Source organism: Gracilibacillus pellucidus (assembly GCF_033949965.1).
Classification (GTDB): domain Bacteria; phylum Bacillota; class Bacilli; order Bacillales; family Amphibacillaceae; genus Gracilibacillus; species Gracilibacillus pellucidus.
In genome coordinates, this window is record NZ_JAWZSR010000004.1 from 381,331 (window position 1) to 404,040 (window position 22,710).

At 31.8% G+C, this 22,710-nt stretch carries 23 protein-coding genes and 3 pseudogenes; 3 read left to right on the forward strand and 23 right to left on the reverse strand.

Annotated features, from left to right (window positions below; translation table 11 throughout):
• Positions 1-130: 130 nt before the first annotated feature.
• The 17 genes from SH601_RS09745 to SH601_RS09825 form a co-directional block, all read right to left on the reverse strand.
• Positions 131-532: a cytidine deaminase gene (locus tag SH601_RS09745; protein ID WP_319958100.1), complete on the reverse strand. Its 402-nt coding sequence runs from the start codon at positions 530-532 to the stop codon at positions 131-133.
• A gap of 248 nt (positions 533-780) precedes the next feature.
• Complete coding sequence (locus tag SH601_RS09750) at positions 781-990, reverse strand: MBL fold metallo-hydrolase (RefSeq protein WP_319958101.1); 210 nt, start codon at positions 988-990, stop codon at positions 781-783.
• A gap of 700 nt (positions 991-1,690) precedes the next feature.
• The gene (locus SH601_RS09755; RefSeq protein ID WP_319958102.1) at positions 1,691-1,864 is read right to left on the reverse strand and encodes a hypothetical protein; all 174 of its coding nucleotides are present in this window, start codon (positions 1,862-1,864) and stop codon (positions 1,691-1,693) included.
• Complete coding sequence (locus SH601_RS09760) at positions 1,864-2,112, reverse strand: hypothetical protein (protein WP_319958103.1); 249 nt, start codon at positions 2,110-2,112, stop codon at positions 1,864-1,866. The genes SH601_RS09755 and SH601_RS09760 overlap by 1 nt, the downstream gene beginning before the upstream one ends.
• Positions 2,113-2,351: 239 nt before the next feature.
• Positions 2,352-2,717, reverse strand: coding sequence for a DUF3021 family protein (locus SH601_RS09765; RefSeq protein WP_319958104.1), 366 nt, complete (start codon positions 2,715-2,717; stop codon positions 2,352-2,354).
• A gap of 183 nt (positions 2,718-2,900) precedes the next feature.
• Positions 2,901-4,154: an aminopeptidase gene (locus SH601_RS09770; RefSeq protein ID WP_319958105.1), complete on the reverse strand. Its 1,254-nt coding sequence runs from the start codon at positions 4,152-4,154 to the stop codon at positions 2,901-2,903.
• A 359-nt stretch (positions 4,155-4,513) separates the two neighbouring features.
• On the reverse strand, positions 4,514-5,284 hold the full coding sequence (locus tag SH601_RS09775; RefSeq protein ID WP_319958106.1) for a GNAT family N-acetyltransferase: 771 nt from the start codon (positions 5,282-5,284) through the stop codon (positions 4,514-4,516).
• A 54-nt stretch (positions 5,285-5,338) separates the two neighbouring features.
• Positions 5,339-5,743 carry a hypothetical protein gene (locus SH601_RS09780; protein ID WP_319958107.1) on the reverse strand — a complete coding sequence of 135 codons (405 nt, stop codon included), beginning with the start codon at positions 5,741-5,743 and terminating at the stop codon, positions 5,339-5,341.
• A gap of 125 nt (positions 5,744-5,868) precedes the next feature.
• A complete protein-coding gene (locus SH601_RS09785) occupies positions 5,869-6,396 on the reverse strand; it encodes a GNAT family N-acetyltransferase (RefSeq protein WP_319958108.1) in 528 nt (175 codons plus the stop codon).
• A gap of 114 nt (positions 6,397-6,510) precedes the next feature.
• Positions 6,511-7,578 (reverse strand): ribosome small subunit-dependent GTPase A, encoded by a 1,068-nt coding sequence (rsgA, locus tag SH601_RS09790; RefSeq protein ID WP_319958109.1) that lies wholly within the window; start codon positions 7,576-7,578, stop codon positions 6,511-6,513.
• Positions 7,579-8,470: 892 nt separating this feature from the next.
• A complete protein-coding gene (locus SH601_RS09795; RefSeq protein WP_319958110.1) occupies positions 8,471-8,797 on the reverse strand; it encodes a hypothetical protein in 327 nt (108 codons plus the stop codon).
• A 215-nt stretch (positions 8,798-9,012) separates the two neighbouring features.
• Positions 9,013-9,318, reverse strand: coding sequence for a DUF5316 domain-containing protein (locus SH601_RS09800; RefSeq protein WP_319958111.1), 306 nt, complete (start codon positions 9,316-9,318; stop codon positions 9,013-9,015).
• 136 nt (positions 9,319-9,454) lie between these two features.
• Positions 9,455-10,315: a permease prefix domain 1-containing protein gene (locus SH601_RS09805; protein WP_319958112.1), complete on the reverse strand. Its 861-nt coding sequence runs from the start codon at positions 10,313-10,315 to the stop codon at positions 9,455-9,457.
• Positions 10,312-10,641 (reverse strand): PadR family transcriptional regulator, encoded by a 330-nt coding sequence (locus SH601_RS09810; protein ID WP_319958113.1) that lies wholly within the window; start codon positions 10,639-10,641, stop codon positions 10,312-10,314. The genes SH601_RS09805 and SH601_RS09810 overlap by 4 nt, the downstream gene beginning before the upstream one ends.
• A gap of 349 nt (positions 10,642-10,990) precedes the next feature.
• On the reverse strand, positions 10,991-11,293 hold the full coding sequence (locus SH601_RS09815) for a hypothetical protein (RefSeq protein ID WP_319958114.1): 303 nt from the start codon (positions 11,291-11,293) through the stop codon (positions 10,991-10,993).
• Complete coding sequence (locus tag SH601_RS09820; protein WP_319958115.1) at positions 11,280-12,716, reverse strand: hypothetical protein; 1,437 nt, start codon at positions 12,714-12,716, stop codon at positions 11,280-11,282. The genes SH601_RS09815 and SH601_RS09820 overlap by 14 nt, the downstream gene beginning before the upstream one ends.
• Positions 12,694-13,428, reverse strand: coding sequence for an ABC transporter ATP-binding protein (locus SH601_RS09825; RefSeq protein WP_319958116.1), 735 nt, complete (start codon positions 13,426-13,428; stop codon positions 12,694-12,696). The genes SH601_RS09820 and SH601_RS09825 overlap by 23 nt, the downstream gene beginning before the upstream one ends.
• Before the next feature lie 1,231 nt (positions 13,429-14,659).
• On the opposite strand from SH601_RS09825, the gene SH601_RS09830 reads away from it, so the two are divergent.
• Entirely contained in the window at positions 14,660-15,373 is a 714-nt protein-coding gene (locus tag SH601_RS09830) for a nucleotidyltransferase domain-containing protein (protein ID WP_319958117.1), read from the forward strand.
• A gap of 532 nt (positions 15,374-15,905) precedes the next feature.
• Here SH601_RS09830 and istB read toward each other — a convergent pair.
• Positions 15,906-16,661 carry an IS21-like element helper ATPase IstB gene (istB, locus tag SH601_RS09835; RefSeq protein WP_319958118.1) on the reverse strand — a complete coding sequence of 252 codons (756 nt, stop codon included), beginning with the start codon at positions 16,659-16,661 and terminating at the stop codon, positions 15,906-15,908.
• A pseudogene (istA, locus tag SH601_RS09840) lies at positions 16,658-18,200 on the reverse strand (IS21 family transposase). Before istA ends, istB begins: the two are co-directional and overlap by 4 nt.
• A gap of 200 nt (positions 18,201-18,400) precedes the next feature.
• Here istA and SH601_RS09845 point away from each other — a divergent pair.
• A pseudogene (locus tag SH601_RS09845) lies at positions 18,401-18,607 on the forward strand (DNA methyltransferase); the annotation flags it as partial.
• Positions 18,608-18,621: 14 nt separating this feature from the next.
• Positions 18,622-18,846 (forward strand): hypothetical protein, encoded by a 225-nt coding sequence (locus tag SH601_RS09850; protein ID WP_319958120.1) that lies wholly within the window; start codon positions 18,622-18,624, stop codon positions 18,844-18,846.
• A 442-nt stretch (positions 18,847-19,288) separates the two neighbouring features.
• On the opposite strand, the pseudogene SH601_RS09855 reads toward SH601_RS09850, so the two are convergent.
• From SH601_RS09855 to SH601_RS09870, 4 genes and pseudogenes are all read right to left on the reverse strand, one after another.
• A pseudogene (locus tag SH601_RS09855) lies at positions 19,289-19,767 on the reverse strand (NUDIX domain-containing protein).
• Positions 19,768-20,061: 294 nt separating this feature from the next.
• The gene (locus tag SH601_RS09860; RefSeq protein WP_319958121.1) at positions 20,062-20,598 is read right to left on the reverse strand and encodes a GNAT family N-acetyltransferase; all 537 of its coding nucleotides are present in this window, start codon (positions 20,596-20,598) and stop codon (positions 20,062-20,064) included.
• Positions 20,599-20,718: 120 nt separating this feature from the next.
• A complete protein-coding gene (locus SH601_RS09865) occupies positions 20,719-21,570 on the reverse strand; it encodes a GNAT family N-acetyltransferase (RefSeq protein ID WP_319958122.1) in 852 nt (283 codons plus the stop codon).
• 203 nt (positions 21,571-21,773) lie between these two features.
• Positions 21,774-22,250, reverse strand: a complete 477-nt coding sequence (locus SH601_RS09870; RefSeq protein ID WP_319958123.1) for an SRPBCC domain-containing protein — start codon at positions 22,248-22,250, stop codon at positions 21,774-21,776.
• Between the last annotated feature and the right edge of the window lie 460 nt (positions 22,251-22,710).

A 22,710-nucleotide genomic window follows, 5' to 3' on the forward strand; every position in this document is an offset into this window, starting at 1 on the left:
ACCACCCAAAAAGTGATCGCCTTCTAGATGTTTATATTATTACAGTATCCTTGTACTACGCAACAACAAATTCCATTTAAAATTATAGCTTTTGAATAACTAAAGCACTCATTACTTTAATCATCCAAAATTAATCTTTATACGCTTTATACCAATGATATGGTTGTATTTCTCGTAATGTTTTAAATTCCAATTTACTATTCAAATTCGTTACAGCAGCTTTTACGTTTTCTCCCCAGTAAAATAACCTTTCTTGACATACACCACAAGGAGTTAAAACGGTAAATGCAGCATTCTCACCTTCCCTAACAACACAAATAGTATGAGTCACCTTGGTATTTAGTTTATGTGCTTCAAGAATTGCACCGGTTTCAATACATAATTCTGTCGAGGCATTAATAACGTCTGGCGCTACACTGGTTAAGATTTGCCCGTCTTCTGTAAATATTGCTGCAGCTCCTCCCCAACCAGAAGGATATCTCTTTTCTATCAAATCTATTGCTACCTGATAAAGTTTTTGTTCGATGTCCATTTTCATCTCTCCCTATTTTCCTCTATTATGATATCTTAGCAGAATTTAGCTTCTTCAACACACTCCTGTACTTTTTATATCTCATTTACAAAATAGAAAGAGGCTTTTTGATTGTTCTCTTATCTTTAACTCTTACCATTCTAGCTCAATATAACTTTCTTATTTGTTTTAACCTTTAAATGAATAAGAAGGGCTACCTTTTCTTGACATAATATCACTACTACCAAGAAATATCTTGAAATCTTTTTCTACTTGTTCTGGAAGATAACAGGAGGATGATTAACCCAGCCCGCACTTAAAGATTCAATAATTCTTCTTCCCATTATATGGTCGGGGTGCCAGTGTGAATAGATAATCCCTTTGACATCATCAATAGTAGAACGATTGATTTGATGGTAAATATCTTCAGGTGTATCAATCAATAAATTAGGACCATGAACAAATATACTTGGACCCATTCTACTAAATGGTATCCCTTTATCTCTCGCCTCTAAGCAAACATGACAATCACAAAGTGGTCGGGGTATCGTTATGGCACCACCAGTTCCAAGAAATTAAATTGTTAAAGACAAAGTAACATCTGTTAAAATATAAAAAAACGTTTAATTATAATTATTGAAGTTCGGTACTTTTAAAAGTAGTGAATAACTAATAATCAGTAAGGTTATAGGTAAAGCCATATGCAACGTTATTGAATTAGCCATAATTGTACTGTAAAGAATAAGTCCTACTATACTTAGAAAGAAAATTACATTTGATAACGTATTTAAAACCTTGAATGTTTTAGTGGAAATCTTCCCCATCTATAATACCTCCTCTGTACTATTTGTATTTAAATAAGTCGTTCAAATAATAATACTTTTCAACAGGAAAAATGCCTCAAATTTTCTATTGTCTTGAAGTCATTATTTCAACTAACCTGCCACTTTAGCATTCCTGTAGAACGTTAATTTTCATGTTTGATAAAAAAGCCCATCGCTAAGATGATAAGAGTCAGATAAACAAATTCTTAGGAGGAACACTTATAGGAAGTATATATTTATAAGCCACAGTTTAAGATTGGAATATTGCGGTGTTTAATGCAACTAATACTGTTGCGACTATGATGTTGTCTAAGCGTTCCACGGTAGAAATCGTAAGCTTCTTTTTAAATAATGGTTATTTAATGAGAGAAACCTTAATATTTCCTATATCATTTTTATTATCAAGTAATGTAGCTTCTTCCCCACCAACCATCATCAGTTTCTTATTAATATAAAAAATATTATCCATCACCTTTATTTCAAAAATTACTTCATTTGTTCCAAGGGTTTCTTTTGTTCCAGAAACCATCACAACTCTCCCAATTTGATTTTCTTTGCCTTTTTCAGATAGAACAATATCCCAATTTCTTTTTTGTCAATTTTTTTAGCTTCCATTAAGCTTACATCATTACCTTTGTAATTAACTTTAAATGAGTTTCTACCTATTAAATAAGCAAATGGTTTAGTTGCCGCTAAATAACCCACATGCTCTTTCTTCACATATATTTTTTGTTTAAAAAAAGTGGGCTGCATTGGTGAGTTTATAGTGAACTCCATTAATAATAGCTCCTTTTCATAATTAGTAATGTTAACCCGAAAAATAATATATGATATTAGGAAGTTCCTGTTGAGTATGTAACATATCTACTAAATCAACGTTTTTAATAAATAGAAAATCATTTACTATAAATGCTTATCTGGTGAAAAATTTTATTAAAGCAAACGTATAATTATTTGGTTATGAATCCTCATTCACTACCGTAAAACAGTCATATACCACAATTTGTAACGTACCTTCATGACTTCTTCCCCAACAAAGTCACAATGCCTAAGGCAATTCCCCAAAGAATAAGACCTACTCCAAAGAATAATAGAAACACCACTAAGTAGTCGCTTATTGTATTCATTTCAAACCACCCACTGACTACTAAAATGGGATAGATGGTGATGAGCATCACGAGAAAATGAATCAAACTTCTTTTAAAGACACTCCATTGGTCAAGGTCATAAATAATTGATGCGGCACTAACTAGTGTAAATATAATAGTAGCAATAAATGTATTTTGTGCTGTTTCTATATCTCCATCAATATAAAGGAATAATGCCATCACACCAAAAATAATAAAGGGAATGCTTCCTCTTAGTATTGCGTTTTTAACCATTGAATCACCTGCTTTCACTAAGTGCTTTTTTATTAATAAACTACGAACCGATCTCAATGAAAGAAAAAATGAAGGTTTTAATCTATTATCTTAAAATCAAGTATTCAACAATAATGATGTTAATCTTTCATGCAGTATGATCCACCAAAAATCATTTTCCTCTGTTTTTAAAGTTGTAGACGATTAGAATTGGAATTCCCCGTTCTTTATTAGCAAGACTTCAGCTCCATTTTCTTTAATGCCAACTACTTTCATATCATTAGTACCAAAGGTCACATTGACTAACAAAAGTGAAGCATTCAGACCCGCTGCCTTCAACTCTTGCTCTGATAGATCAGTGCCATTTTGAATATTGGAAGGAGATGCATTGCCGATTCCAATGTGACTGGCCGTATTTTCATCAAACAAGGTATTGTAAAAAAGAGTATCTGTCTGAGCAAGCGGGGATTTATTGGAAACCAATGCAATTTCACCTAGATAATGTGAACCTTCATCTGTTTCAATTAGATTTTTTAATACTTCTTGTCCCTTTGTGGCATAATAGTCAGTAATTCGTCCATCTTCAAAAATTAGATAAAAATCATCGATGATACTTCCCTCATAAATAAGAGGTTTACTACCTACCAATTTGCCATTCACCTTATTTTTATGAGGAGCAGTAAATATTTCTTCCGTAGGAATGTTCGGGAAGAAAGGTATACCATTTTTATCTGTGACACCTCCACCAATATAGAGATGATTTTTTGGTAGACCAACTAATAAATCAGTTCCACGACTATTTGTAAAATGTAGTGCCTCAAATTGGCTCTCGTTTAAGGCTTTTTTTCTAGACTTAAAGCCTTCATTGTGACTCATCCAATCTTTTATAGGATTTTCTCCATCTGCCCGAGCTCCTTTTAAAATTAATTTCCATAATGCTTGTAAAGCTTCTTCTTTACTTAGGTCAGGAAATACTTTAATTGCCCATTCAACGTGTGGGACAGTTAGAATACACCAGCGTACCTCATGAGCTCTAATTTTCGCATAATAACTACTTAATTTGGTTCGAGAAGCTTTCTGGAAACGACTCATCCTTTCCGGAGAAACCTCATTAAAGACATCTAAGTTTTCAGATTTAATATGGATATAGGCAGCACCTGCATTGTCCCACTTCTCAAAGCGGGCAGCCTGCCAATCAGGGAAATGATCAATGACATTATCTGCTGCATTTAGGTAAAATTCTTTAGTAGATTGCTCATCTGTCCAATCTATAAATACATTTGAAGCTCCTGTCTCATAAGCTATCGTTTGAATGAGACGCGCAAACGTAGCATCTTGTATATCACTATGAATAATTAACAATTGATTTTTTTGCAGATTCACACCAGCACGCACTGCAAGCTCTGCATACTTTTTTAGCTGGGCTTCACTTATAAAATCATATATTTCTTGAATCATTTAATATCTCCCCTATGATGTTCTTGTATAATTCTTACTACACTTTCATTTAAATAAATAGCTTTACTATACTTTCAATTGTAAATCCAATAACTATACTATAAGTCAACAAATTTTGCTCAGTTTTTAGATACCACTGATAATCATTACTGCTCAGTACATTTTTCTACGTCATTTCCTAATAACTCATTATGTATTCTAATTTTTATAGAATAAATAGTTTTGAATATTCCGAAAATAGATACGTGTAACGTGAGACTTATCAAGAAGTTAGCGTTCGTTTATCCCCCCACTTAACTTTCTTGTTTTAACTCGAAGTATGAAGTGTATTACAGACTCTTACAGCGTGATAAATCGTTTCACCTATTATTAATATAGTATGTATCGTATGCTTTTTCATAAACATACCCTAATCGTTTTGCTAATTTGGCAGACTCAGGGTTAGCTCCATCCCAACTTGGGTACATTCCTTTTGATAAACAGTCCAGTATCAAGGCGGATGAAACTACTAGTGCTAAACCTTTCCTTCTATAATTTGGGTGTGTCCCAACTTCAATTTCAATTCCATCATCATAGATACTAAATGATGATGCACCACATACTACTTGTCCATGATGTAAAATTGCAAACCCAGAACCTCTATCTAGATAATCTTCTATTGAATCAAACTGACATGTAAAATCTTCTGAAATTTCATGTAAAGATGGATCATTAGCTATAGTTGTGTCGATTCTCTTCAGTTCATATTCTTCTGGAAGTTTTAACAATAGCGTTTCTAGATAACTAGTATTTAAATCGGAAGCTTTCTTTCTAAATTTATATCTTGAAAATTTGTCATAAGCACCTTTATGAATAGTTTCTAAACGTTTTTTCCACTCATCATCTTTAACTATCACTAAAATATCCTCAGGAAGATTATCTAGTAACTCTTCAGCTTCTGTGGCATGAGAATTTCCAGCATAAAATGAAAAAATCCCCACTGTAATTTGTGCAACTGTAGGATTTTCCAAATCATTGACCCAAGCAGTCCCCATATGTCCTTGAAGACATGAAAGAATAATTGTGCTATCGAAACCTTCAAACATTGTTTTTAATCGTTTTTTCGTTTTAATATCTGCCTTATATATCAAAAAATTCCTTCTTTCTATACCAATTTTTAATTGTTAATTAAATGGATTTTGATCTTAATTAACAACTGAATTTCTCTTAAATCCTCTAGCTATGTCGAAGATGCTAATAATACTAATAACAGTACCTATAATACCTATACACATTATCCAAAAACCACCATCAGAGATTGAAACATTAAAACCATTAGAGAAAATAAAACCAAGGAGAATAATACCTAAAAAAACAAGACCCAGGAAACATTGATAAATTACAAAGATAATTTTGACTGAATGATTGTTAAAAAAAGATAAAATTAATGGTGGTACAAAAAGCGATACTAGTTTTCCAATAGATGACCAGGATGTAGCAGGTTGATCGAAATCAGGAGCGCCAGAACCTGAAGGAACGTAAGCAACTATGAATAAAGTAATAATTGCTAATATCATCGTAATTAACACCATTAAAAATCTTTTAGCCATAAAGTCCACCTCTCATTTTTATATGTGATTGCTTAAAGGTTTTCATTTCTGATCCTTTGATTACTACGTGACTACGAGCACTAATCTTTTTACAAAATTCAAATTAAGCAAGATTGCCATACTACTTATATTTTTTCATATAAGTATTCATGGCTTGTACTTCCTTTAAAGAAGTCTGCATCTTTTATGAGGTCTATACACTTAAAGTCCAACTTTTCTAGAAGCTTCTTAGATCTAAAGTTTCGAGTGTCTGTATAAGCTTGATATCGATAATTCTTATATTCTCTATCTAAGCTCTTTAACATGAGATTAAGCGCTTCTACTCCATATCCTTTTCCCCAATATTTTGAGTTAATTAGATAAGCAACCAAAATAACTCTTTCTCTTGTTAAAACTGTAGCTTGAAGAGTTCCTATATAAACTTTCTCCTTTAAAATGAATACTGCATAATTTAACCATAATTCTTCTTCTCTTAATGAACCATTTTCAAGCATAGTGTATTTATCTTGTAATGTAGTCAATGAAGGTGGAGGATCATCCGGTATGTAGTTATACATATTCTTATCTAACATCATTTCGTATAAATGATTCGCGTGATGTGGTTTTAATTTTTCTAAGCTTAATCTTTCTTTTGAGTTTTTAAGCGCTATCATTAACTACACAACTTTTCTAGTAATTTTATTAAACTTTCTCCCTTCTTTAACAAAATAAATTAACTTATAAACTGGCTTTAGCAGATAAGTATACATATTTGCAAGTCAAAAAAGCTAAAGTTTTTTTCTATTTCTTGCTTTCATTGCCTTCCTAATCCTTTTTGTTTCCTGAAGGTTTTCATTTCTGCTCCTTATTCTTTCCTTTCTATCAGCCACTTTTAACTCTTCATGTCTTACTTCTCTTTTAAGCTTCCTAAAACTTTGTAATCTTGAATTTGAAATTTCTCCCTGACTAATTGCTCGCTTCACTTCGCAACCCGGTTCACTATTATGCTGACAATCATTAAACTTACACTTCATAGCTAACTCTTCAATATCCGCGAATGACCTTGACAAATCAATACTTTGTACTCCTAACTCCCGCATTCCTGGAGTATCAATGACAACACCATGACCCGGCACCAAAAATAGTTCACGTCTCGTTGTCGCATGCTTCCCTTTACCATCACTTCTAATATCTCGTGTTTTGATATAGTCTTCACCAAGTAAAGAATTTATTAAAGTTGATTTACCAACACCGGATGACCCAATAAAGGCAACTGTTTGACCATTCCATAAGGTGTTTTTTAACTCCTCAGCACCTTCACTATTAATATATGAAGTAACTAGTACATCTACCCCCATAGAAATTTGTGTTATTTTCTCTAGCATTTCTTCAATATTCTGACATAAATCAGCCTTCGTTAACACTATTATCGGTATTGCGCCGCTATCCCAAGCAATAGAAAGATATCGTTCTAACCTTCTTATGTTAAAATCATTATTTAATGACATACAAATAAAAATTTTATCAACGTTAGCAGCAATTAACTGGGTTTCATGAGTCATTCCTGCTTCTTTTCTTATTATTAAGCTTTTTCGTGGTAGTACTTGGTGAATTAAACTATTGCCATCAGTTTCAGTAAACATAACAAAATCACCTACAGTAGGATAATCACTAGCTCCAGTCACTGTATAGCGAAACTTCCCTGACACTACAGCATTCAATTCACCTTTACTAGTAATTAATTTATAAATACCTTTGGACAATGAATACACTCTACCAACATCATACTCCTTAAATTTGGTTACCTCTCGTTGAAAAAAATCATTAAAACCCAAGTCCTGCAATAAATCAGTCAACTTACCAATCCTCCAAATATTAAAATTATTTCATATAAGATTTTTAAAACTTCTATAGAATAATAGACAAATGAATACACTATATAGATGCTCTAGGTAAAACTTCATCTCTTATATCACCTTATTTTAACTGTAGATTCCTTAAATTTATTAAAAAGCCACTAGACCGATACATGTGAATTTGTAATCAGACTTCCTTGAAATTGTTATTGAGATAATTTAAATATTTTAATCAACAGAATATATAACAAGAATGTTTTTACTTTCAACAAACTCGAATGATCTCGTGATATGCAAAGGAACTGTTATAACTTCTAAGAAGGTGTATAATACTTGTTTATTTTCATTCCTACCTTGCAGATAAGAGCATTCTTTATTTTTTTCGTATATTTATAAAATCCAGCTATTAATATTGCCAAACCAACTATAAACAACACAAGAAAAAAGGTGCTAAACTAGTCACAATCTCAAGGCTTTTCTTAAAAGGAACTGCTAAAGGATAAGCAAGGACTGAAAGCTTGAGAACAAGAGGTAGTATAACAACCCCTTCTGGTTCGTATTTTTGTATATATTATCCAATAATAACATATTTAATCACCTATATCTATTCTAATTGCTTAAGAGCAAAGAAATAGACGTTAGACTTTTAAAAAATCCGTATGTTCAGAATTGAATGTTGAAAAATTTAAAAGGTTTATTATGAGTACAACTATATTGGATTCATCTCTTATGTCTGACCCATGATTTTCCAAAATCAACTTGTATTGTTCACGAACAAATTCAAGCTGTAAAGCTTCTCCCTAGAAAGATTTCCTATCATAGCTTGAAAACTACTTATTAATCATTTTGTTGTAACTGATAATGCAACCTGTCTATCCGTCTATTTCTTCTTTCAATAATCTTTTGAGTCATAAGGTTGTTCTTGGATAATCCCATTGGTTATTTTCACTAACGTTTTTTGTAGTAACACCTTAATTGTATATATTGTAAATCCTACTATGATAAACATTACTATATATTTAATTATTTTTACTGGAATAAAACTAATGAACCAATTTCCACCATAATAAATGATTGTAGTGGCTAATCCGATATATAGAATAAAACTAAGTATAACGCCAATAATTTGCAATAAAGACAGAGCTTTTATTAAACGTTTATTGTCCCATATTTGATACAGTATAAATAAAACTGCTAAAATAGAACTAAAAATCTCCATAACTTTTTCACTTCCTTAGTAAATATACTCTGACAGACATTGTTTTTGCTTTATCACAAGCAAACGTCATACCACTTTCAATAAATATGTAAACCTGCTTGAAGATAAGCTAAACTAATTAAATTCTTTCTTTGTTCATTTTTTATTTTGTTCAAAATGTATCTTTTTTGCTCATACTGATCCTATCAGTTTAAAGCGATTTTCTAAAGTATCATTTAACTTAATAAATACAAACTTCCTAAAATGATAAACGTAACAAATAAATTAGGAATTGAAATACAAACTAAATTCTTTATCCACTGATGCTTCTCGTCTCTATCTTCTCTTGATTCGGTATGATAATTAGCTCGTATCTTATCTCCCCTATTAAATACACCAGTTAGTAACGCTACTAAAAAAAGAGGTGCTAGAAAAGCAATACCTGAAATAGCGATAGTCATCTGCCAATCGTTTAATAACAAACCGATCACTAGAGAACAGAGAGCAATAGTCGTACCGAACAACCAACTATATTTAGTCACAAAATGTCATCCTTTCCAATTAGAAAGTTATTAAAATATATACGAATTATAGTCAAAAATGTTTCAAATTTTCACATAATAATCGTGTGTACTATATCCAATTTTTACCTCCTATATAACAAGTGCTTCTTTATTCTTATAATAGGAATTGAGGAATAGTGATAAAACCTAATGCTAAAAGAGCAAGGAGAATTTTTAATATTCTGAACATATTCTCTAATTTCTCCGATTTTAGTTCGCCGATGATGGAAATTAACCATAATACAATCGTAATTATTGGGAAAATTATCATGACGGAAGGAGCGAAAATTAAAAAGCCCATTATAAGAAGCAAGCTAACTCCACATACGATTATCCCTGTTATAATATTAGTGATTATAATAGCTTTTCGTTTTTGAACACTTAAAATAGTTAACTTTCTTGATACTGGCTGATAAAATGCACCTAAATAAATTTGAGTGATTGAAATCACAAAACAACTTAATACTAAAATGATTAAGATTATATACAAATATACATTCGTCATGACTCCATCCATTAAAAATAAACTAAAGAAATACAGGATATTTAAGAAAAGTAAAAGAGTGATTAACATTAGGCGATTGTTTGCAGATCTGGCTGGTTGATAAATAAAAATGCAAATAGGAATAGTTGAAGTTACAGTTAGAATGAACCACAACAAAGGAAAGTGGTCTTGGTATATAAACAGTGTAATAGATAGGGAAAATGCAAACAGGACGGTTAGTAAACTCAATAATAATAATGATTGTTTTCTATAAGGAAAAAAAGCTTCATTTAATTCGGCACCTATCTCTTTTGCATTACCAAAATCTTTAATTGATTGTTTTACAGCAGATTCTTTATCTTTTCCTTGTTGTTCATAGTATGAGGTTTTATCTGATAAATGGCCTATTAATTCCTTCTTTAGGTCCTTTTTATTCTCTTCATTCAGTTCTATATAACTGATCACTTTATTTACATATTGTTCTATTTTCATTTGATCCCCTCCTCGTTAATCTTTCTTATAATCTCACTAATCAATATCCAGCTTGAGAATTTTTCTTCATGCATATGTTCTCCTGTATCAGTGATAGTATAATACTTCCGTCTCCCACCTTGTGATTCATTCCCCCAGTAAGAATTTATTAATTTTTTCCGCTCTAATCGTTTGAGAACTGAATATAAGGTACCTTCACTTATTTTATATTTACTTTCACTTATGTTACTTACTGTGTTAATTATTTGAAACCCATACATATCTTCATGTTTAAGTAACGATAATATGAGAAGATCCATATTCCCTTTCCATTGTTCTTTATCCATAAAATCCCTCCTTATCCAACACCCTAACACAAAGTACCTCGTTATACAAGGTACTTAACAAAGTGATGGTTATTGTTTTTTATATTACTTCTTTTATATACTTAATAACTTGGAAACAAGAGCCGGAAATAATCAGAAAGTATGAACACTTTATAATTTAAAAATGGTTGAAACTATATGGCATAACAAAAGCTGGTGTTTTATTTCACCAGCTTTTGTTAATAATTGATGTATTCTTGTAATTTATTAAAAAAAAGATATAATTTCATATAAATTAGAACGTACTTAATAACGTCAATTAATATGATAGCATTAATATTTATTTTTTTATCTACCAGAATCTTTTACTTTAAATTTCTCTTTTCTTTTTTCTATCTATATAGACCATAGTTAAAATTAAATAGAAAAACCAAAAAAAGATAATCGTTAAAATAATAGGTGTTAAATTATCAGTATTCACCCCTAAAGTTGTATATAAATCCCAGTCTTCCGTATTTTCCTCGACTTTTACAAATAACGAATTAAAAAATGAAGTTGTATATCCAACTTCGTCATGAGTAAACATCAGCTTGATCAAACTAATTACTAAGATTACTACCGTACTTATCACAGCTGATACTAGAGTTCCAATGATAATATTAACTATCTTCATGTAAAAACTCCTCCTTTAGCTTTTTTAATCCCAAACAACTTATGTATATAACGAAAATATATAAAATCATCATTACTATGCTATTGTACAGTTTTGATAAATTTAAGAATTGTAATATTAATGATATAAATCCTGAAATTACTACGATTATTAAAAATCCAATAAAAGGTGAGAATGGATTGTCCTTTTTTACAGGAAATAGAATTCCAATCAAAGTTGAAAGTATAATTATTAAAACTAATTGACCAAAAATAATTAGAGTATCATAAAGATTAACGTTACCTTTATTTATAATAAGCCCTAATATCAATATTGGTAATGAAGTTATTAATATGTATAGATACTGACTGATAATTAGATTAATATAATCTTTAATTGCACTATAGTTAAATCTATAGTAATTTATTCTAATTGAATCAGTTTGAGTATAAATATACAGTCCTGATGTAGTAATTAAAAACATGGCATATAAGGGATTCAGTATATCTAGAATAAGCAAAGAAATGGATAAAAAATATGCAATTATAAGAGTTGTTATGTTTTCCACTCTTCTCGATATTTGTAAAATATACAAATTAAACATAGTTAGTCTAAGTTTAGTAGGCTTTTTAATTTTTACATAATGATTATCTTCTGATCCGAAATTATTAGGAATATAAAGAATGATCATTAATAGTAAAAAAATGATTATTACAAAAATTAAGGATGTAACAATAAATCCATAATTACTGTACAATTCTATGTAAAATTGGGACCAGTGATTAAATTCACCAATTTTATAATTTATATTATTTATAGATTGCACTATATCTAGATATAATATTGCCAACATAACAATAAAACTTAGAATTGAAACGAGTGCACTTACTTTTTCTAATTTAATTAAATTTAATAGGTATATGATGATGGAATTAATCAATTGTAATAATAAATACCCTGTTAAACTCGTAAAAAAAACTGTGCAAATTAGTAAAGGAATATAGTGAAAGTTAGTGCGTAATACTACTGCAATAATAACGGCGATACTAATTAGAAAAATAATACTTAAAGACATAAGCAATTCAAAAATAATAAATGAACTATTTCTTTCATTATGTGTAATTGGCAACTGATTTGTTATTTTTAAGAAATCTCCTTTTTTCAAGAAAATAATTCTAGTAAAAACGAATATAACCGTCGTCCAAACGATAATATTTACACCTTGCATTCTAATAATAAAATACATAAAGTTAATTTGTTCGGAAACATCGGTGTCATCTAAAAACTTATATAGAAAAACTGTGGTTACCGTAATAGTTACTACTGTAGCAATAAAGATGAAAACTTTAAATATTTTCTCTTTTAATATACCCGCACTTAGAATTCTTCTTAAAATAAATAAGAAATATAGCTTTTGTAAATTAAAAATATTTTTCAATTTCATTTTTCATGCCCTCATAATCTATAAGCTCTTTAAAAACATTTGTTAAATTAGAACCAGTCTTGAGAATGTTTTCAATAAGATCATCTATGTATATTACACCATTATTTATAAGTAACACTCTATATCCTAGCTCTTCAACTAATTCTAAATCATGGGTACACATTATTATGGAACCACCACGTCGTTTGTATTGTTCAAATAATAGTTTGGTTGCTTCTTTTGCTTCTACATCGATACCATTCAATGTTTCATCTATAATAATATATTTATTGTTAATCATAAATGCACTAACTAATTGAATCTTTTTCCTCATTCCATGAGAGTAACTTTCTATCAATTGATCTAATTTAGAATCTAAAGAATAATACCCTACTAAGCGAGATAACTTTTCTTTATCCAATGGTGTATCATAAAAATCACATATCATTTCTATGTATTCTTTACCTGTTAAAAAATCCGGTAAAAAATCTTCACTCGATAAATATATAATTTCTTTTTTAACCGATGGATTATCATGGGAAGTTTTATTAACGGAAATAGACCCTTCTTGAATTTTCAGTAAATCTACTATTAACTTAATAAGTGTTGTTTTTCCACTTCCATTAGGGCCAGCAATTGTTAATATTTCTCCTTTATTTAAATTAAAACTTACGTTGTTTAGAACCGTATTTTTTTTGGTATAATAATAAACAACATTCTGAATATTAAGCATATATTCCTCCTATAAGATCAATTATAAATAGTAATTTGTACGAATAGATTTTGATAAAGTCCATATTGACTGCCTTTTTGTTACAATGTTCTTAACCACAAAAACTTTTCCTGGAGGCAGATCAATAAGGCCCACATCCATTTCACATTGAAAACAAAAGAAATACAACATCTAATTGAAAAATGTGTTCAAGATGATTTTCCTAAAAACATCTTACAAGGCGTTTAACTAACTGATGGAAAGAATACATTCAGGCAACAGATTGAACGATCTAGTGAGTGAATCAGCTAATCGATTAATCGGAACTGTCCTTATTGGCATTCATGAAGATTGGCCTAGCTCCTCATGAAAATATAGTCAATTTTAAGAAAAGTTCTTTTGGGGTACCCCAAAAGAATTGTTAGGCTATTTTACATAAGATTGTGGACTTGACTCCTTATACTTTTTAGTACATAGATTATGTACTGATACCAACGTAACAAACAACCCTATTAGTGTAAATATCTGTTAATAGGTTTTTGTGCGACAAAATACGACAACTACCTCTCACTTAGTGAAGGAAGCTCCTCAATATTAAATTCAGCTAAACTCTTTTGATATGGAAGTGCTGCCCATTTCAAGTGCTTTTCTATCATTTTTTCTTGTCGACGCTTTTCTTTCTATGAAAGCATCTCTCGAAGAAACTCTTGATAGGTCCATGAACATAATGATTACTGCCATTAGATCTTACCAGCCTTGCCAAGTTTTTTACCACTAAATGACAAATATTTTACCACTCATTGCCATTGTGTTTACCAATAAATATTGGAAAGCCCTACAGACATCATTTCTAATGAGCTGTTGTAGCTTTAAAGTAAAGTTGTGACATTTAAGATGTTTAAAACAAAGTCACGAAATTTTCACCCTTTGGATTTGAGTTGTCCAAAGGGATTTTTACAGTTACAATAAAATCAAGAATTATTCCGTTATCAGGCCATATTGTTGAACAACATCATTAATATCCCAATATTAATCACGTAAAGGCTAAGATAATCAGCATTTGTGTGTAAATATCGATTGATTAGAGGAGATTACACACCAAAGTTAAGGGCCAGGGTATTATAATTTCCACATTAACGCAGGGATTTTTTTTGCTATGGAGAAATAATAAAATACAACTATATTAAATTGAATATTCACTTACTAAGGTTGTAAAACTTCAAGCTAGCTATAACACAAAGGGGTGAAAAATATGAACGTAAAGTTCAAAGAGGCTTATGATATAGTCGTCTCTGAGTTATCAGAAATGAAGGAGGTTACGGGTGTTTTATTCTTTGGTTCTGTTCAACGAGGTGAAGAAACGGAAACCTCTGATTTAGATTTTTACGCAACAGTGAGTGGAAAAGAAGGCTGGAACTACAAGAAAATTGTAAAAGGAATTCCGGTAGAGATTTATTTTTTTCCATCAAACTACTGGAATAATGCATTACAGAGGAATCACCAAATTATGATAGCCTTTGCAGAAGGTACTGTAGTGCTAAATCGACATATAGAAATAAATGAACTATGTAATAAGGCAAGGAGTTTATTTGAAAAGGGGCCAAAAAGTTTAACCAATTTGGAGATTAATAATTGGCGGATTAAACTGACCGAACTGGCTTTAGATCTTGAGGGGATATCAGATAATCAATCATTAGAATCGAAGGTTTATATTGGAATAGCTGTTTCGGAAGCTTTACAGGCGTATTTTGCATTTAATAAGATGTGGTACCACAAGCTAGGTAGAATCCCTGAGTCTATAATAAATCAAGATCGTGTATTATCAAAGTTAATTTCTGATTTATCAAGTTCGGGGGAAAATGATATTGAAAACATCATTACTCTTATCGATCACATATTACAAAGTAATGGTGGAAGGCTAGAAGAATATAATGGACCACGAGTCTCAGTAGAAGTGGACACATAATAACCAGTATCTCACGTTATGGAATTTAATGCACTCAAGATTTTTGCATCTTCCAGAAGAGTGCTCCTATCTTGAATAAGATGGATGTGTGTCTGCCTTAAAAAGTCTCTTATCTTTAGTAATAGGGCGCGATTGTTGAAGATCAAAGGTAGAAAATAACCAAACTTTTTTATAAAAACCTTATGGAATGAAATATACTGCGAGCCTGTTTTGATTAATCTTTTTTCCAAAACAGGCTCTTTCTGAGTTGCTAAATCAAGCTTTATCGACTCATTTTAATCAAACTTTATTTTAAATCAACAACCGTAGGACTTTTGTAATTGATTAATTTACTTTAAAATAATCGAAAATGATTTTTCTAGAACCTTCATAAATATCCTGTGTGGTCCAACTGTATGGAAAAGGTTCCTGACCATACATACTTAAAAGTTTTATTTGTAATTCTTTAGGAAAGGGGTACCATTATTTGTAACCCACCCAGTAATAGTATTCTTCCATTTCTTTTAGGTCATTTTCTGTCATTATTGCCATATCAGGATTCTCCACTTAGGCCATGACTTTCACGCATAGAAATCTCTCCATCTATCAGAATTTGATAGGAGTCATGGATAATACGATCTAATATTGCTTCCGCAATTGTTTCGTTGCCCAATTTTAAATGCCATCCATTGGGGTCGATTTGTGAACAGAAAACTGTCGACGCTACCTTATGACGAGCTTCCGTGATTTCTAATAGAATTGCTGCTTCATCCGTTGTTAAATCCGTAAGTAACCATTCATCTAGTATTAGTAAATCAACTTTTGTATATTTCTTAAAGCATTTCCTGTAACTTCCGTCAGCTGCTAGTTTTGCTAGCGACAATTCATCTAGTAACTCTGGTAAGCGAATATATTTTACTTTGTAGTATTGTCTACAAGCAGAAACCCTGAATGCAGTAGCTAAAAATGTTTTTCCTGAACCAGTCGGACCCTTTAATATAATATTATGATTATCATGGATATAGGTACCACTAGCCAATTTCAATATCAAATCTTTCTCCAGTTTACGATCCTCATGATATTCAATATCTTCGATTGACGCTTTTGAATTTATAAAAGTAGCTGATTTTATCAACCGTTGAAGTTTATTGGTTTGACGACGGGATTGTTCTACATCGACGAGTAAAGAAAAGCGATCTTCAAAACTCATCTTTTGAAATTCTCTGTTCAATGCCTGCTCTTTATACGCTTCAGCCTTACCACTTAATTTCATTTCATGTAATTTGGTTAATGTTTGTTCATTCATCATTTTTTCTTACCTCCATAATATGCAGCTCCACGTGTGAAACCAAAGTTATCTTCGTTTATTTCTGTTGTGCGTTTTAACTCTTGCTCAGCATCATTCTTTTTATTATTCTTTAATATGGTTTGAATACTTTTAACGGTTGACCGTTTAGTCATAGAAAAAACCATCTTACATGCTCGTTCAATTTCTTATTTTGAGTAACGTCTTTCAGACTTTTTTAATGAAAATATAGATTGTAATGCTAGTTTCTCAGTTTGAGAGGTAGCAAGAATATATTGAACAACGTTCCATGTTGACGATCCAATACTCTGTCCCCACTCAATCGCAGCTTCGGGTGTTTGGTCTACAAATAATTTATGGTTATCTGGCATATGGTCACGAATAGTGGATAATTGACCATACTTCCCATATAATCGTTTGTGAGAAGTTATTCGCATATGATTAAAATAAACCTCTACTAGGTCATCTGAAAGCCTTACTTCAACCTGTCGATTGATGTATTCGTATGGGACTGAATAAAACATGCTTTCGACAGAAATATGATAATCTGGACGTACTTTTACAGTTCTCCATTCAGACATTTTGTAAGGCAACATCGGAAGAGGAGAAAGGGCGAATTTCTCCTCTTCTTCAAATGCTGATAACCAACAGCCTTTCTTACGAGTAAAAGGTCGTTGGTTAAATTCCTCTAATTTTATCCCAACTTCCTCATTCAATTCTTCCATACTGAAGCATTGTTTGTTTCTCAGCGCTGCGATGATCCATGTAGAAATAATTCCAACTGACCCTTCCACACTTGGTTTATCTTTTGGTGCACGGACTCGTGCTGGCATTACTACGGTGTTATAATAATCTGCCATTTCTCTATAGGTAGGATTTAAGATCAATTCTCGTGAAGTATGTTTTGTCACACTTGCCTTAAGATTGTCCGGTACAATAATTTGTGTGACACCGCCAAAATACTTATATGCATGATTATGGGCAGTGATCCAGGAATGTAAATCCATGGATAAGGTAGCCTCCGCATAGGATAATTGACTACATGGCAATGTCGCCACGAAAACATAGGCTTTGTCCAGTATCTCTATCAATGATGAAAGCTGTGGAACCAGCCCAATCTACTTCCATGATTTCACCTGGTTTTCTCCGAATACGTAAAGTAGCTTTATATTTATCGGCATACTTACTGTAGTATCGTGCAAAACTACGATAGGAATAGGGAATTCTTTGGTTCGCACGGCATTCAGCTTCATATTCATGGTGAAGAAGTGAGAGTGTCACATTAGGCTTTGCTAATTCTTCATGAATATAGTCAAAGTTCATCGGTTGTCTTCCGGACCCTTCCATAGTTTTTTCAGGGAAGAGAAATTCCTCCATCCATTGATCCGTCATTTCCTCCTCCAAAGGACATACTAATCCCTTCTTTTCAGCCAATTCAATGACTTCTGTTACTTTTTGTCGAGAGTTTCCCGTACTTACGGCAATGCCTCTTCGACTGATTCCCTCATGGTGTAATTCCAAAATCCTTCGATAGTGAATCAAATTAAAAACCTCCTATATAAAAAGTGTCACACTATAAGTGTGCTCACTAATTTATAGGAGGTTTGAGGTGGTAAACAGCCGGGCACTCTGTGGTAAAATCGATGTCATTTGGTGGTAAATAATTTGGCAGAGGTGGTACATTACAATGGCAGTAATCACATAATTCGACTTTTTTTAAAAAGGCCGGGAGTTCTTTCGGCGTTTTAGATTTTTTCATGGGGTCATCAACCACACAAGCTGTTGCACATAAAATGAACCGTCGTTATCTTGGGGTCGAACAGATAGATTACATAAATACAGTTTCAGTTCCACGTCTTCATAAAGTAATCGAAGTTGAACAAGGTGGAATTTCCAAAGATATTGACTGGCAAGGTGGCGGTATTTTTGTCTATGTAGAATTGATGGAAAAAACAGGGTTTCCTTGAAATCGATTCAGAATGCGAAAACACAAACAGAACTACACAATGTCCTTGAATTCATGTTAGAAAAAGCCGAGATTGACTTCCGTGTAGATTTAAAAGCGGTTAAAGACAATTTAAATGAATTATCATTTAGTGATCAAAAGAAACTGCTTATTAAAATCATTGATAAAAATCAACTCTACTACAACTATTCTGAAATTGATGATGAAATGTTCGTGATTTAATTTCTGATAGTGATTATGCATTTAACAAAAACTTCTATGATGAAGGGGCTGAATAATTGTGGCAAAGAGAAGAAAACAACTTCATATTCATGGTGAAATTAATTATATAGGAGGCTTGAGCTGGTAAACAGTCTGGCACTCGGTGGTAAAGTTGATGGCATTTGGTGGTAAATAATATGTCAGTAGTGGTACTTTTCAGTGGCGGTAATCAACACTCTCTAGAGTCATATCTTTCACTTCTCTTCCATCCATGTGAGAGTTAATATAGGTCAAATAAATATGTCTAACCTGTTCATCAGTCGGAAGTAAATAATTTAGAACTTCATCGTAAGTTGTCGTCCTTCATTTATCTACTAAAAAGGAAATAACAATAATTAGCAATAAACCAATAATTAACGATAATACGCTATTTTGCTTCAATGTTAATCCAACCTTCTGTTATTTACATGTAAGTAGTTTTTATAGTAACGCTTCCCTCTTTATTTTCTGCATGATTCCATTCAACCTGTATTTCAAATGCCCCTTCTTCAAAGAATAAAGGGAATCTTCTTCGAATAGAGTTCTGCATCGGAAGATTATATGCTTCCTTAACATCTACCCAAACTGCCCTTCCTTCTGGTGCATCTTCAAGTAGCTCTCCTTTAAAATCTTTTGTTATAATTAATAATCATGTATCTATCCATAGCAACTGGATTTACATATTCAAATAGAGACCTTTAAATTTAAGGTTACTAACTTCTAATCCTGTTTCTTCTTTTGCTTCTCGAATTGCACATTCTACTATACTTTCAGGAAAGTCAACTTTACCACCAGACGGAATATACCCTTTGAAATTATCGTGTTATCTATCAAATAGTAATACCTTATCTCCTTTTGAATCATGCAAACAGTCCACATTTTATAATTTACAGAATTACTCATTGGTTTTCCCATCCCTTTTCTACTAAACTGTCCGTTAATGTAAGTGAAAGTTCCCACAATTCCATACATCAATTTATTGAAATTATACCCAAAACAACAAATTATTACCTTCATTTTCTGCACAAGAATTGTTGCTACACAGTATCAGTCATCAGTCAACAAAAAAAGACGACCACCCAAAAAGTGATCGTATTCTAGATGTTTATATTATTACAGTATCGTTGTACCGTGTAGCAAATTACTGTTTAAAATCATAGCTCTTGTTCAATTAAAGCACCCTTTAGCACAAGAAGCCTAACCTTTATTTATTTCCTTCCATTCATTCTCTAAAATACTCATTTCCCATAAACTCCAGTATTCGTCACCAATCTTTCTTGAGTCTCTAAGTAACCCTTCTTTTAAAAATCCCGCCTTTTCATAACAAGCAATTGCTGAAGCGTTAAAATCAAATACACCGAGACTAACTCTATGTAGGTTAAGTTCATCAAATGAAACTTTTAGAATTTCTTTCATCATTCGTAAACCAATTCCTTTACCTCTGACATTTTTATCTCCTACCAATACTTTCCCTATTCTTGCTGACTTGTTGTTTTTATCAATATTGCCTAATGATATATGTCCTATTATATATCCAGTTTCCTCTTCTATAACACTGTATACCAAAACAGGAGAATTATCAGTGTTCGCATCTTTAAGATAATTCTCCAACTGTTGTTCAGTTAATGGGAAACTAAAATTAGGACCTCCCCATTGGAGTAAAAATTCTGGTGTTTCAATCCAATTTATAAGTTGTTGAAAATCTGATCGTTCAAAAAATCTTAATTTAATCATAAAAAACGTTTTCCTCGTTTCTATATCTAATATTTGAATTGAAGCTATTAACAGTGTACCTCTTGTTCAGGATTCGCACCCGTTAATTTAAGTATACCATTTCACAAATATTGTATGATTTTACAAAGGTTTTGGAATTACTACTGCATTGCAAGCTTTTTCATAAAATTCAATTGGTCCTGCTTCTCCAATAACAGCATATTCATAACCTATTTCATTCATTTCACTTAAACACAAATGAAGCAAAGTATACCCTATACCTTGTACCCGTTTTAAATAAGTTGTTCCCATCGGACCAAATACCCCTTTTTTATTTCGCACAACATCAAAACAAGCAAAACCAATAATTTCTTCATCATCTAGAGCAATAAAAATAGGAATATCTTCTATTGAAAACCCGTTTTCAATAGAGTCTAACCATCCATTTCCAAATTCCTTTTCTACAAAGGTTTTTAACGATATAGCATCAATTTGCTCTGCTTTTCTAAAAGTTATATTGGATGTCGGTATATTTGGGAATGAATAATCCTTTAAAGAAACAATCATATCTCTCGGATATGACACTATTTCAAGAACACGTGAAACATCCAATCCATCAAATATTGCACTTGTTAAGTAGTCATTGTTTCTAAAAATTGCATCCACTAGATGTCCTTCATTTAAATAAATCTGTTTGAATCGTTTCATTCGATTATTTGCAATCTCTAGTACCTGTTTAGTGAACAGCGAAATATTTATTGTAAAAGGTTCATAACTAATCCCTTGTTCGTCATTATTGGCATATATTTTCTTAACTCGTTCATTTAATATATCCCTAAGTTTTGGGTAAGTAATATATAGTTCAGCGCCCAGAGCAGTTCTTTCGAGCAACATACCTAATAGTAAATGAACTGGATAAACAATCTTGGTTGTTTTTTCGGCTTCCTTTTCTGCATTTTTAAGAACTCTTAAAGTACGTTCAGTGAATCTCAAGACCATCATCCCTCTTTCTAATTGTTTATAAATTCTATAAAGTGACTGAAAAGTCTTTTAAAATAAGGCATTATTTATGTAGTTCTTATTCAACTCTAGCACCCTATAGTTGAATAAGTAAAGCGACGTTTATTCAACTATCGTGCCCTTTGCTTAAGGTCTATGTTATTTATAAAAATACTAAAAATGATTTTCATAGTTTGTCACTCTGTAAAGGTAGCTAGATTCTCCAGTGTGGAGATTAACCCCTCGTCATGATCCGCCTTTCTTACTCCTTCAGGTACGTTTTCACAAACGATAGTGACCTTTGTGCCTTCTGAAACGGCCTCCAAGTACCACGTCTGTATCATCTCGCCTGAAAATGCAGGATGATTCGAATCGAATTTTACTGATAGTACAATTTTCTTGTCTGGAACTAACTCCAAAAACATCCCTTGGGAAACATCAGTGTTTTCCGAAGTCTTTCCAGGTGTTGAATGGTCTAATTCGTACGTGAGGGTCATACTATAATTTCCACCTTTGCGAGGCTCAAACATGTCAATATGACCCAACATTCCTTTAGGTGGAAGCCATAAAACTAATGATTCTGGATTCAAGAATGCCTGATAGATGGTTTGTGGTGATGCCAGAATCACTTTTGAAGCAGAGTCTATTCTTCCATTAGTTGACCTATTTGTCATAATAAAACTCCCTTTTCTCTTTTGACGTTTCTGCCACTAAGTCTTTTTTTAAGTTTATTACGTATGAATGCTAATAGTTTCTTCCAGATTGCTAAATATACGTATTTTAACGTTCCCTTCTTCATAATACCATAATATTCAAAAAACATTTCTTAGAAAAAAAGACAATCGTTTAAATGACCGACTTATTGAACTTTCGCACCCCGTTACTTAAAGTACATTTTTTCACAATGTCTTTTATGAAAATAAAAAGTGGGTATTCAAAATATATTTTGAAATACCCACTATCTCTTCTTTTGCTTCCTACTTTACAAGTCTAAAATTGAGTTTAAGAATGATTAGTTAAATGAGAATGTAATTTTTTAAACAAAATTACATTAATGTCAAACTGGTAATAATCAGCAAGTACAAGAACTAACCCTTCAACTACATTAAGTGCATTAGAATAGGCAAGATATAA

Bases quoted from the DNA above. Each gene is read 5' to 3' on its own strand.
- SH601_RS09745 (WP_319958100.1), bottom strand. From the start codon at position 532: ATGGACATCGAACAAAAACTTTATCAGGTAGCAATAGATTTGATAGAA.
- SH601_RS09770 (WP_319958105.1), bottom strand. From the start codon at position 4,154: ATGATTCAAGAAATATATGATTTTATAAGTGAAGCCCAGCTAAAAAAG.
- SH601_RS09870 (WP_319958123.1), bottom strand. From the start codon at position 22,250: ATGACAAATAGGTCAACTAATGGAAGAATAGACTCTGCTTCAAAAGTG.
- SH601_RS09805 (WP_319958112.1), bottom strand. From the start codon at position 10,315: ATGAAAATAGAACAATATGTAAATAAAGTGATCAGTTATATAGAACTG.
- SH601_RS09750 (WP_319958101.1), bottom strand. From the start codon at position 990: ATGGGTCCAAGTATATTTGTTCATGGTCCTAATTTATTGATTGATACA.
- SH601_RS09830 (WP_319958117.1), top strand. From the start codon at position 14,660: ATGAACGTAAAGTTCAAAGAGGCTTATGATATAGTCGTCTCTGAGTTA.
- SH601_RS09860 (WP_319958121.1), bottom strand. From the start codon at position 20,598: ATGATTAAATTAAGATTTTTTGAACGATCAGATTTTCAACAACTTATA.
- SH601_RS09820 (WP_319958115.1), bottom strand. From the start codon at position 12,716: ATGAAATTGAAAAATATTTTTAATTTACAAAAGCTATATTTCTTATTT.
- SH601_RS09765 (WP_319958104.1), bottom strand. From the start codon at position 2,717: ATGGTTAAAAACGCAATACTAAGAGGAAGCATTCCCTTTATTATTTTT.
- SH601_RS09780 (WP_319958107.1), bottom strand. From the start codon at position 5,743: ATGGCTAAAAGATTTTTAATGGTGTTAATTACGATGATATTAGCAATT.
- istB (WP_319958118.1), bottom strand. From the start codon at position 16,661: ATGATGAATGAACAAACATTAACCAAATTACATGAAATGAAATTAAGT.
- SH601_RS09785 (WP_319958108.1), bottom strand. From the start codon at position 6,396: ATGATAGCGCTTAAAAACTCAAAAGAAAGATTAAGCTTAGAAAAATTA.
- SH601_RS09760 (WP_319958103.1), bottom strand. From the start codon at position 2,112: ATGGAGTTCACTATAAACTCACCAATGCAGCCCACTTTTTTTAAACAA.
- SH601_RS09795 (WP_319958110.1), bottom strand. From the start codon at position 8,797: ATGGAGATTTTTAGTTCTATTTTAGCAGTTTTATTTATACTGTATCAA.
- SH601_RS09815 (WP_319958114.1), bottom strand. From the start codon at position 11,293: ATGAAGATAGTTAATATTATCATTGGAACTCTAGTATCAGCTGTGATA.
- SH601_RS09755 (WP_319958102.1), bottom strand. From the start codon at position 1,864: ATGGTTTCTGGAACAAAAGAAACCCTTGGAACAAATGAAGTAATTTTT.
- SH601_RS09810 (WP_319958113.1), bottom strand. From the start codon at position 10,641: ATGGATAAAGAACAATGGAAAGGGAATATGGATCTTCTCATATTATCG.
- SH601_RS09825 (WP_319958116.1), bottom strand. From the start codon at position 13,428: ATGCTTAATATTCAGAATGTTGTTTATTATTATACCAAAAAAAATACG.